The 11,359-nt window shown below is 70.0% G+C and carries 11 protein-coding genes; 8 read left to right on the top strand and 3 right to left on the bottom strand.

What is annotated here, in order from left to right:
• Window positions 1-164: 164 nt before the first annotated feature.
• Window positions 165-464, bottom strand: a complete 300-nt coding sequence (locus tag FHS37_RS37415) for a DUF397 domain-containing protein (protein ID WP_184829580.1) — start codon at window positions 462-464, stop codon at window positions 165-167.
• 268 nt (window positions 465-732) lie between these two features.
• Here FHS37_RS37415 and rpsO point away from each other — a divergent pair, with 268 nt between their 5' ends.
• The 5 genes from rpsO (at window position 733) to FHS37_RS37440 (ending at window position 6,239) form a co-directional block, all read left to right on the top strand.
• The gene (gene rpsO / locus FHS37_RS37420; protein ID WP_004982702.1) at window positions 733-1,020 is read left to right on the top strand and encodes a 30S ribosomal protein S15; all 288 of its coding nucleotides are present in this window, start codon (window positions 733-735) and stop codon (window positions 1,018-1,020) included.
• 371 nt (window positions 1,021-1,391) lie between these two features.
• Window positions 1,392-3,626, top strand: coding sequence for a polyribonucleotide nucleotidyltransferase (locus tag FHS37_RS37425; protein WP_184829582.1), 2,235 nt, complete (start codon window positions 1,392-1,394; stop codon window positions 3,624-3,626).
• Window positions 3,623-5,002: a M16 family metallopeptidase gene (locus tag FHS37_RS37430; protein ID WP_184829583.1), complete on the top strand. Its 1,380-nt coding sequence runs from the start codon at window positions 3,623-3,625 to the stop codon at window positions 5,000-5,002. Before FHS37_RS37425 ends, FHS37_RS37430 begins: the two co-directional genes overlap by 4 nt.
• A gap of 26 nt (window positions 5,003-5,028) precedes the next feature.
• Entirely contained in the window at window positions 5,029-5,781 is a 753-nt protein-coding gene (gene dapB / locus FHS37_RS37435) for a 4-hydroxy-tetrahydrodipicolinate reductase (protein WP_184829585.1), read from the top strand.
• Window positions 5,782-5,795: 14 nt separating this feature from the next.
• A complete protein-coding gene (locus tag FHS37_RS37440; protein WP_184829587.1) occupies window positions 5,796-6,239 on the top strand; it encodes a tetratricopeptide repeat protein in 444 nt (147 codons plus the stop codon).
• 78 nt (window positions 6,240-6,317) lie between these two features.
• On the opposite strand, the gene FHS37_RS37445 is transcribed toward FHS37_RS37440, so the two are convergent.
• Together FHS37_RS37445 and FHS37_RS37450 are read right to left on the bottom strand one after the other, a co-directional pair.
• Window positions 6,318-6,872, bottom strand: coding sequence for an SCO5741 family PH domain-containing membrane protein (locus tag FHS37_RS37445; RefSeq protein ID WP_184829589.1), 555 nt, complete (start codon window positions 6,870-6,872; stop codon window positions 6,318-6,320).
• Between the two features lie 114 nt (window positions 6,873-6,986).
• Entirely contained in the window at window positions 6,987-7,226 is a 240-nt protein-coding gene (locus FHS37_RS37450) for a hypothetical protein (protein ID WP_184829591.1), read from the bottom strand.
• A gap of 173 nt (window positions 7,227-7,399) precedes the next feature.
• Between FHS37_RS37450 and thyX the strand changes: the two genes are divergently transcribed.
• The 3 genes from thyX (at window position 7,400) to FHS37_RS37465 (ending at window position 11,086) form a co-directional block, all read left to right on the top strand.
• Window positions 7,400-8,134, top strand: coding sequence for an FAD-dependent thymidylate synthase (gene thyX, locus FHS37_RS37455; protein WP_184829593.1), 735 nt, complete (start codon window positions 7,400-7,402; stop codon window positions 8,132-8,134).
• A 209-nt stretch (window positions 8,135-8,343) separates the two neighbouring features.
• Complete coding sequence (gene dapA / locus FHS37_RS37460) at window positions 8,344-9,246, top strand: 4-hydroxy-tetrahydrodipicolinate synthase (RefSeq protein WP_184829595.1); 903 nt, start codon at window positions 8,344-8,346, stop codon at window positions 9,244-9,246.
• A 154-nt stretch (window positions 9,247-9,400) separates the two neighbouring features.
• Window positions 9,401-11,086 (top strand): ribonuclease J, encoded by a 1,686-nt coding sequence (locus FHS37_RS37465; RefSeq protein ID WP_184829597.1) that lies wholly within the window; start codon window positions 9,401-9,403, stop codon window positions 11,084-11,086.
• Window positions 11,087-11,359: the final 273 nt, after the last annotated feature.

Consider the following 11,359-nt stretch of genomic DNA (forward strand, 5'->3'; position numbering starts at 1 on the left):
GGGAAATCCGCCAACGGGCCCGGGGCGCCCACCGGTTGACGGTCGGACCGGCGGTCGGCGGACAGGCCGACGGGCGGCACGCGCGCGTACCGCCCGTTCCCGGAGGTCCTCGTCGACACGACGGGACGCGGCACGGCGGAACCCGCCGCGCGCCACGCCCCTCCTCACTCGGAGGCCGGAACCGCCCCTCCGTCACCCGGTGCCGGCTCCAGGTCGAACTCCCCGTCCCGCGCGCCCAGGACGAAGGCCCGCCATTCCGCCTCCGTGTACCGCAGCACGGTGTCAGGGTCGAGGGAGGACCGCATGGCCACGGCGCCGCCGGGCAGATGGGCGATCTCGACCCGCTCCTCGTGCTCCTCGGTGCCCGGCGCGCTGTGCCACTCGACGCCGGAGATGTCGAGGGCGTAGAGCTCGTCCTTCTCCCGCTCCTTGCGCGCCCTGATCTCCTCAGCCGTCTCCGCCATACCGCAGCGACCCCTTCCCGACGTACGAACGGTCCGAGCGCTCACCCTAGTGGTCTCCTCCCCCCGACCTGGGCGGTTCGGCGGACCGGGGTGAAAGAGCCCGTCAGCGCCTGGTACGCTGAGTGACGGCCGTTTGTGTACGCACCCCCGGAGCGCCCGCTCTGGAGGCCGCGCTCAGCGGATCCCCGCCTTCCGAGTCATGGAAGATCCCCCGAGGCGAAGACCGGGGGCACTCGGTGGCCATGTGTTCAGACCATGAGGAGTACGCGTGTCGCTCGACGCCGCCACGAAGAAGCAGATCATCTCCGAGTTCGGTACCAAGGAGGGTGACACCGGCTCCCCCGAGGTCCAGGTCGCTCTGCTCTCCCGTCGGATCTCCGACCTGACGGAGCACCTCAAGACCCACAAGCACGACCACCACTCCCGCCGTGGTCTGCTGATCCTGGTCGGTCAGCGCCGCCGGCTGCTGCAGTACCTCGCCAAGAAGGACATCCAGCGCTTCCGTGCGCTGGTCGACCGCCTCGGCATCCGCCGTGGTGCGGCGGGCGCCAAGTAAGACGCCGTGAAGGGAGCGGTTCCCGGGACAAGGGGGCCGCTCCCTTTGCTGTACGTGCGGAGTGTCACTGTGCCTTTGTAGTGTGGTAGCACAACGCAAGAGGTACGACTCAGGGTGATGACCGGTGCCCCCTCGGGTACGCGGACGTCACGGACGTCACCACGACGTCACCACCGACGCCGTCCAGGCGTCACGAGAAGAGGAGAAGCGCGCCTCGCCGCCGCCGGTCCTCGGTAGTGGCCCCCGGGAGAGTGAACCCCGGGTGCTTCGATCGAAGACCGGCCCGCACCAGTGGAGCGCTTCTCCGTCACCGTCCCCCCGCCACACGGGCGAGGCGGGACCAAAGACGACAAGTAACGGAGAAAACGCTAGTGGAGAACGAGACCCACTACGCCGAGGCCGTCATCGACAACGGCTCCTTCGGCACCCGCACCATCCGCTTCGAGACGGGCCGCCTCGCCCGGCAGGCCGCCGGCTCCGCCGTGGCCTACCTGGACGACGACACCATGGTGCTGTCGGCCACCACCGCCTCCAAGAACCCCAAGGACCAGCTCGACTTCTTCCCGCTCACGGTGGACGTCGAGGAGCGGATGTACGCGGCCGGCAAGATCCCCGGCTCCTTCTTCCGCCGTGAGGGCCGGCCCTCCGAGGACGCCATCCTCACCTGCCGCCTCATCGACCGCCCGCTGCGCCCGTCCTTCAAGAAGGGCCTGCGCAACGAGATCCAGGTCGTCGCCACCGTCATGGCGCTCAACCCCGACCACCTGTACGACGTCGTGGCGATCAACGCCGCCTCCGCGTCCACGCAGCTGGCCGGCCTGCCCTTCTCCGGCCCGATCGGCGGCGTCCGCGTCGCGCTGATCCGCGGCCAGTGGGTCGCCTTCCCCACGCACACCGAGCTCGAGGACGCAGTCTTCGACATGGTCGTCGCGGGCCGCACCCTGGAGGACGGCGACGTCGCGATCATGATGGTCGAGGCCGAGGCCACCGAGAAGACCATCAAGCTGGTCGAGGGCGGCGCCGAGGCGCCCACCGAGGAGGTCGTGGCCGCCGGTCTGGAGGCCGCGAAGCCCTTCATCAAGGTGCTGTGCCGGGCCCAGTCCGACCTCGCCGCGAAGGCCGCCAAGCCGACCGCCGAGTTCCCGATCTTCCTGGACTACCAGGACGACGTCCTCGAGGCGCTGACCGCCGCCGTCAAGCCCGAGCTCGCCCAGGCGCTCACCATCGCCGGCAAGCAGGAGCGCGAGGCCGAGCTGGACCGCGTCAAGGCCCTCGCCGCCGAGAAGCTCCTGCCGGAGTTCGAGGGCCGCGAGAAGGAGATCTCCGCCGCGTACCGCTCCCTGACCAAGTCCCTGGTCCGCGAGCGCGTCATCAAGGAGAAGAAGCGCATCGACGGCCGCGGTGTCACCGACATCCGCACCCTGGCCGCCGAGGTCGAGGCCATCCCGCGGGTGCACGGCTCGGCGCTGTTCGAGCGTGGCGAGACCCAGATCCTGGGCGTCACCACCCTCAACATGCTCCGCATGGAGCAGCAGCTGGACACCCTCTCCCCGGTGACCCGCAAGCGCTACATGCACAACTACAACTTCCCGCCCTACTCCACCGGTGAGACCGGCCGCGTCGGCTCCCCGAAGCGTCGCGAGATCGGCCACGGCGCCCTCGCCGAGCGCGCCCTGATCCCGGTCCTGCCGACGCGCGAGGAGTTCCCCTACGCGATCCGCCAGGTGTCCGAGGCCCTCGGCTCCAACGGCTCGACGTCCATGGGCTCGGTCTGCGCCTCCACCATGTCGCTGCTGAACGCCGGTGTGCCGCTGAAGGCCCCGGTCGCCGGCATCGCCATGGGCCTGATCTCCCAGGAGATCGAGGGCGAGACGCACTACGTCACCCTCACCGACATCCTCGGTGCGGAGGACGCCTTCGGCGACATGGACTTCAAGGTTGCCGGCACCAAGGAGTTCGTGACCGCCCTCCAGCTCGACACCAAGCTGGACGGCATCCCCGCCTCCGTCCTGGCCGCCGCCCTGAAGCAGGCCCGTGACGCCCGCCTCCACATCCTCGACGTGATGATGGAAGCGATCGACACGCCGGACGAGATGTCCCCGAACGCTCCGCGGATCATCACCGTGAAGATCCCGGTCGACAAGATCGGCGAGGTCATCGGCCCCAAGGGCAAGATGATCAACCAGATCCAGGAGGACACCGGCGCCGAGATCACCATCGAGGACGACGGCACCATCTACATCGGTGCCGCCGACGGCCCCTCCGCCGAGGCCGCCCGCACCACGATCAACGGCATCGCCAACCCGACGATGCCCGAGGTCGGCGAGCGCTACCTGGGCACGGTCGTGAAGACGACGACGTTCGGCGCCTTCGTCTCCCTCCTCCCCGGCAAGGACGGCCTGCTGCACATCTCGCAGATCCGCAAGCTGGCCGGCGGCAAGCGCGTGGAGAACGTCGAGGACGTCCTCGGCGTGGGCCAGAAGGTCCAGGTCGAGATCGCCGAGATCGACTCTCGCGGCAAGCTCTCCCTGGTCCCCGTGATCGAGGGCGAGGACGAGTCCGAGAGCGGCTCCGACGAGACGAAGAAGGACGACGCCGACAAGTGACGTCCCGTGGCTTCAAGACGACGGCCCGCACCTCTCCGGAGGCGCGGGCCGTCGCCCGTACCCAAACCCTGATCAAGGGCGAGAACGGCATCGGCACCGTCCGCAAGACCACCCTTCCCGGGGGTCTGCGCATCGTCACCGAGACCCTGCCCTCGGTCCGCTCGGCGACCTTCGGCATCTGGGCGCACGTCGGCTCCCGCGACGAGACCCCGGCCCTGGGCGGCGCCACCCACTACCTGGAGCACCTGCTCTTCAAGGGCACGGCCCGCAGGTCCGCCCTGGACATCTCCTCCGCCATCGACGCGGTCGGCGGCGAGATGAACGCGTTCACGGCCAAGGAGTACACGTGCTACTACGCGCGCGTGCTCGACACCGACCTGCCGCTCGCCATCGACGTGGTCTGCGACATGCTCACCGGCTCGGTGATCCGCGAGGAGGACGTCGACGTCGAGCGCGGCGCCATCCTCGAAGAGATCGCGATGACCGAGGACGACCCGGGCGACTGCGTGCACGACCTGTTCGCGCACACCATGTTCGGCGACCACCCCCTCGGCCGCCCGGTGCTCGGCACGGTCGACACGGTCAACGCCCTCACCGCGGACCGCATCCGCCGCTTCTACAAGAAGCACTACGACCCCACCCACCTCGTGGTCGCCTGCGCCGGCAACATCGACCACGGCAAGGTCGTACGCCAGGTCCGCGCCGCCTTCGAGAAGGCCGGCGCCCTCAAGGACCCCGGCGCCCAGCCGATCGCCCCGCGCGGCGGCCGGCGCGCCCTGCGCACCGCGGGCCGCGTCGAACTCGTCGACCGCAGGACGGAACAGGCGCACATCGTCCTCGGCATGCCGGGCCTGGCCCGCACCGACGAGCGGCGCTGGGCCCTCGGCGTGCTGAACACCGCCCTCGGCGGCGGCATGTCCTCCCGCCTGTTCCAGGAGGTCCGGGAGAAGCGCGGACTGGCCTACAGCGTGTACTCGTACACCTCCGGCTTCGCCGACTGCGGCCTGTTCGGCGTGTACGCCGGCTGCAGGCCCTCCCAGGTGCACGACGTGCTGAAGATCTGCCGCGACGAGCTCGACCGCGTGGCCGGGCACGGACTGCCGGACGACGAGATAGAGCGCGCCATCGGCCAGCTCCAGGGCTCCACGGTCCTCGGCCTGGAGGACACCGGCGCGCTGATGAACCGCATCGGCAAGAGCGAACTGTGCTGGGGCGAGCAGATGTCGGTCGACGACATGCTGGCCCGGATAGCCTCGGTCACCCCGGACGACGTCCGCTCGGTCGCCCGCGACATCCTGGGACGGCGGCCCTCCCTGTCGGTCATCGGCCCCCTCAAGGACAAGCAGGCGTCCCGGCTGCACGACGCCGTCGCCTGACCCATCCCGGTAAGGAAGCAAGAGACATGAGCAAGCTGCGCGTGGCGGTCCTCGGTGCCAAGGGCCGGATCGGGTCCGAGGCGGTACGGGCGGTCGAGGCCGCCGAGGACATGGAGCTGGTGGCCGCCCTCGGCCGGGACGACAAGCTGGAGATCCTCGCCGAGCGGGGCGCCCAGGTCGCCGTGGAGCTGACCACCCCCGCCTCGGTCATGGGCAACCTCGACTTCTGCGTGCGCCACGGCATCCACGCCGTCGTCGGCACCACCGGCTGGACCGACGACCGCCTCGCGCAGCTGAAGGGCTGGCTCGACCAGTCCCCGGAGACGGGCGTGCTCATCGCGCCGAACTTCTCCATCGGCGCCGTCCTCACCATGAAGTTCGCGCAGATCGCCGCCCCGTACTTCGAGTCCGTCGAGGTCGTCGAGCTGCACCACCCGAACAAGGTGGACGCCCCCAGCGGCACCGCCACGCGCACCGCCCAGCTCATCGCCGAGGCCCGCCGCCGGGCCGGCAGCGCCCCCGCCCCGGACGCCACGGTCACCGCCCTGGACGGCGCCCGCGGCGCGGACGTGGACGGGGTCCCGGTGCACGCGGTCCGGCTGCGCGGCCTGCTCGCCCACCAGGAGGTCCTGCTCGGCGGCGAGGGCGAGACCCTCACCGTCCGCCACGACTCCCTGCACCACAGCAGCTTCATGCCGGGCATCCTGCTCGGCGCCCGCCGCGTGGTGACCACTCCCGGCCTGACCTTCGGCCTGGAACACTTCCTCGACCTGAACTGAGCCCGAGCCGACCCATGCGCGCCAAGATCTCCTACGCCGTCACGGCCGCCGTCCTGGTCGTCTACTTCGTCCTGGTCGGCAGCCGCGGTGTGCTGCTCATCGGGACCGGTACGCCCCTCGCCGTGGCCCTCGGCGTCGCGGTGCTGATCCTGCCGGTCATCGGTGTGTGGTTCCTGTGGAAGAACACCGAGTTCGTCCGCAACGCCAACCGGCTCGCCGCCGAGCTCGACGCCGAGGGCGGCCTGCCCGCCGACGAACTGAAGCGTCTCCCCAGCGGCCGTGTCGACCGCGACTCGGCCGACGAGGTCTTCGCCCGGCGCAAGGCCGAGACGGAGGCCGCCCCCGACGACTGGCGCAGCTGGTTCCGGCTCGCCGTCGCCTACCACGACGCCCGCGACACCCCGCGCGCCCGCAAGGCCATGCAACGGGCGATCACCTTGCACAAGACCTCGCACTGACCGCGTGCGCGCCACACGCCGGGGCCCGGTCCGCACAGACGGACCGGGCCCCGGCGCACCGTGCGCGGCTCCGCGCGCTCAGCTCCGCCGGTACTCGTCAGCCCAGACCTCCACGGAGTCGGCCGCCCGGTCGAAGGCCAGCGGATCCCGCCCCAGGAAGTCCGCGTTGTGCGAGGTCAGCAGCGGCAGGGCATCCGTCGCCCGCCCCCGCCGGACGAGGAGCAGCGCCTGCCCCTGCACCGTGCGCGGCAGCCCCAGCCAGCGCACCGGCTGCTGCACCGTGCGCACGGAGACCACCTGCTCCCAGGGCGCCGTACGCGTGCTGAGGAAGGCCACGTGCCGCAGGCCCCGCGCGCTCACCCAGACGCCCATGCGCAGCATCCGCAGCGCGCAGCCGACGACGACCAGCGCGATGGCGAACACGGCTCCGGCGGACGACAGCGTCGCCGTCGCCGCGATGACGACCCCCGCGAACAGCACGAACGAGGCGAGCAGCAGCAGCAGCGCCGCCGCACCCACCCGCCACGGCCCGGGACGGTACGGGCGCCGCCAGCGGTCACGGTCGTCGTACGGCAGAGCGACGTCGTCCGCCGTGTCGAACGCGCGGTCGGCCGTCAGGAAGGGCAGGGGCACGGCTGGTCCTCACTCGTTCCATGCATGGGCAGTGCCCGGTGAGGCTACCGATCCGTGTCCTCCGTCACCACCCTCGGGGGTCCGGACGGAGAGGGTGCCGCTCGGCCCGACGGCTCAGCGCCCGTCGGTCGCCTGTGACTGCTGGGTCCCCGGGTCCGAAGGGGCGGTGGACAACGCGGGCATCCCGATGACCAGGGAACCCACCAGCCCGGCGACGACGGTGAGCCCCAGCAGCCAGCGTCCGGCCATCTGACCGACGGTCGCCCGCTCACGGGGCGGGGGAGTGACATTGCTGCGGAACCTGTCGGCCTCGGCGAGGAAGGCGAACGGTACGGGTTCACGCCGACCGAACATCAGGGGTGCGTCTCCCTTCGGGATCGAACGGATCGCTGTCACCGACACAGACGAACGGGACTCGCAAAAGGTGCCGAGACGCGCAAAACATCATCACGACCAGCCACCTGCCTGCGCGCGGCAGCTGCCCCGTAGAGTGGGCGCCGCACCGCCGATGCGATGGAAGGACCCCCTTGACCTCCGCCGACGACCTCAAGCCCGACTTCCGCAGCGACGTGACCGTCGAGCTGGTCAAGCACACCGCGTCCGACGCCGACGTGCTGTTCGCCGCCCGTGTCTCGACTGTCGGCGAGCAGTCCCTGGACGAGCTGAACAAGGACCCGGAGCGCTCCAGGGGCCTGATCAACTACCTGATGCGGGACCGGCACGGCAGCCCCTTCGAGCACAACTCGATGACCTTCTTCATCAGCGCCCCGATCTTCGTCTTCCGCGAGTTCATGCGGCACCGCGTGGGCTGGTCGTACAACGAGGAGTCGGGTCGCTACCGCGAGCTCCAGCCGGTCTTCTACGTCCCGGACGAGTCCCGCAAGCTGGTCCAGGAGGGCCGCCCCGGGAAGTACCGCTTCGTCGAGGGCACCCGGGCCCAGCAGGAGCTGGTGGGCCGCGCCATGGAGGACTCCTACCGGCAGGCGTACGAGGCGTACCGGGAGATGCTCGCCGCCGGCGTCGCCCGTGAGGTCGCCCGCGCGGTGCTCCCCGTCGGCCTGTACTCCTCCATGTACGCCACCTGCAACGCCCGCTCGCTGATGCACTTCCTCGGGCTGCGCACCCAGCACGAACTGGCGAAGGTCCCGTCCTTCCCGCAGCGGGAGATCGAGATGGTCGGCGAGAAGATGGAGGCCGAGTGGGCCCGGCTCATGCCGCTCACCCACGCCGCCTTCAACGCCAACGGTCGTGTGGCGCCGTGAGGAACCCCCGTTCGCACGCCGAGGACACATGTACGGGTCAGCCCTGCGAGGTGTCCGTATTGCGGCATTTCGCGAAGTTCATCTAGCCTGATCAAACGGGCCCGGCACTGCCTGAACCCCCGAGCAGGCAGTGCCGGGCTCCCCTTTGCCCACCTTGTCGCCTCCCCCGAGGGAAGACCCCGACCTGAGCAACGAGTAGCGTGTAACCCATGGCTCCGACCTCCACTCCGCAGACCCCCTTCGGGCGGGTCCTCACCGCCATGGTCACGCCCTTCACGGCGGACGGCGCACTCGACCTCGACGGCGCACAGAGGCTCGCCACCCACCTGGTGGACGCAGGCAACGACGGCCTGATCATCAACGGCACCACCGGTGAGTCCCCCACCACCAGCGACGCGGAGAAATCGGATCTCGTACGAGCGGTCCTGGAGGCGGTCGGCGACCGCGCCCACGTCGTGGCCGGAGTCGGCACCAACGACACCCACCACAGCGTCGAGCTGGCCCGCACCGCCGAGCGCACCGGCGCACACGGCCTGCTGGTCGTCACCCCGTACTACAACAAGCCCCCGCAGGAGGGCCTCTACCGGCACTTCACGGCCGTCGCCGACGCCACCGGGCTGCCGGTCATGCTCTACGACATCCCCGGCCGCAGCGGCGTCCCGATCAACACCGAGACGCTCGTCCGCCTCGCCGAGCACCCCCGGATCATCGCCAACAAGGACGCCAAGGGCGACCTCGGCCGCGCGAGCTGGGCCATCGCCCGCTCCGGCCTCGCCTGGTACTCCGGCGACGACATGCTGAACCTGCCCCTGCTCTCCGTGGGCGCCGTCGGCTTCGTCTCCGTCGTGGGCCACCTCGTCACTCCCGAGCTGCGCGCCCTGGTCGAGGCGTACACCTCGGGAGACGTCCAGAAGGCCACCGAGATCCACCAGAAGCTGCTCCCGGTCTACACGGGGATGTTCCGCACCCAGGGCGTGATGACCACCAAGGCGGCGCTCGCCCTCAAGGGCCTGCCCGCCGGACCCCTGCGCGCCCCCATGGCCGAGTGCACGCCGGAAGAGGTCGAGCAGCTCAAGATCGATCTTGCCGCCGGCGGGGTACAGCTCCAGTAACCAGACTTCGCGCGACCGCTCGCGCAGCCGGACTCCACAACTGAACAGGCGGGCCACCGGTGCCCGCACCCCACAACGACAACTGCTTCTGCACGAACGTCACGCGCGCCACGTGCCCCACCGGTACGTGGCGCGCGTGTTTGAGGAGAGTCTTTTGAGTCATCCGCATCCTGAACTCGGCCCGCCCCCGTCCCTCCCCGAAGGCGGCCTGCGCGTCACCCCGCTCGGCGGCCTCGGCGAGATCGGCCGGAACATGACGGTCTTCGAGTACGGCGGCCGCCTGCTGATCGTCGACTGCGGAGTGCTCTTCCCCGAGGAGGAGCAGCCCGGAATCGACCTGATCCTGCCGGACTTCTCGTCCATCCGGGACCGCCTCGACGACATCGAGGGCATCGTCCTCACCCACGGCCACGAGGACCACATCGGCGGCGTCCCCTTCCTTCTGCGCGAGAAGCCGGACATCCCGCTGATCGGCTCCAAGCTGACCCTCGCCCTCATCGAGGCGAAGCTCCAGGAGCACCGCATCCGCCCCTACACCCTGGAGGTGGCGGAAGGACAGCGCGAGCGCATCGGCCCCTTCGACTGCGAGTTCGTCGCGGTCAACCACTCCATCCCCGACGCGCTCGCCGTGGCCATCCGCACCCCCGCCGGCATGGCGGTCCACACCGGCGACTTCAAGATGGACCAGCTCCCGCTGGACAACCGCCTCACGGACCTCCACGCGTTCGCCCGACTCAGCGAGGAAGGCATCGACCTCCTCCTCACCGACTCCACGAACGCCGAGGTCCCCGGGTTCACCCCGCACGAGCGCGACATCTCCAACGTGCTGCGCCAGGTCTTCGCCGGCGCCCGCAAGCGGATCATCGTGGCCAGCTTCGCCAGCCACGTCCACCGCATCCAGCAGATCCTGGACGCGGCGCACGAGTACGGCCGCAGGGTCGCCTTCGTCGGCCGTTCCATGGTCCGCAACATGGGCATCGCCCGCGACCTCGGCTACCTCAAGGTCCCGCCGGGCCTGGTCGTGGACGTCAAGACCCTCGACGACCTCCCCGACAACGAAGTGGTCCTCGTCTGCACGGGCTCCCAGGGCGAACCGATGGCGGCCCTGTCCCGCATGGCCAACCGCGACCATCAGATCCGCATCGTCGAGGGCGACACCGTGATCCTGGCGTCGTCGCTCATCCCCGGCAACGAGAACGCGGTGTACCGCGTGATCAACGGCCTGACCCGCTGGGGCGCCAACGTCGTCCACAAGGGCAACGCCAAGGTGCACGTCTCCGGTCACGCCTCCGCGGGCGAGCTGCTGTACTTCTACAACATCTGCCGTCCGAAGAACCTGATGCCGGTGCACGGCGAATGGCGCCACCTGCGCGCCAACGCGGAACTGGGCGCCATGACCGGCGTCCCGCACGACCGCATCGTCATCGCCGAGGACGGCGTGGTCGTCGACCTCGTCGAGGGCAAGGCGAAGATCGTCGGCAAGGTCCAGGCGGGATACGTCTACGTCGACGGCCTCTCCGTCGGCGACGTCGGCGAGCCGGCCCTGAAGGACCGCAAGATCCTCGGCGACGAGGGCATCATCTCGGTCTTCATGGTCATCGACTCGTCCACCGGCAAGATCACGGGCGGTCCGCACATCCAGGCCCGGGGCTCCGGCATCGAGGACTCCGCCTTCGGCGAGGTGATCCCGAAGATCACGGAGGTCCTGGAACGCTCGGCCCAGGACGGCGTCGTCGAACCCCACCAGCTGCAGCAGCTCGTCCGGCGGACGCTGGGCAGGTGGGTCTCCGACACGTACCGGCGCCGGCCGATGATCCTGCCCGTGGTGGTCGAGGTCTGACGGCCCGTCGGGCCCCACGCACGAGCGGACCCGGAGCGGGGCGCCTCGATTTGCATCGAGGCGCCCCGCTCCAGTACGTTTACAGCTCCCCCGATCGGGCACCCGACCACCTCAGTGAGTCGGAGCAGTCCCCGGAGGGCGGGAAAATCCGACTCAGAATCTCTGATAAAGTCGGATGCGCCGGAAAGGGAAACGCGGAAGCGGGAACCTGGAAAGCACCGAGGAAATCGGATCGGAAAGATCTGATAGAGTCGGAAACACCGAAGGGAAGCG

The organism is Streptomyces griseomycini (genome assembly GCF_014203535.1).
Classification (GTDB): Bacteria; Actinomycetota; Actinomycetes; order Streptomycetales; family Streptomycetaceae; genus Streptomyces; species Streptomyces griseomycini.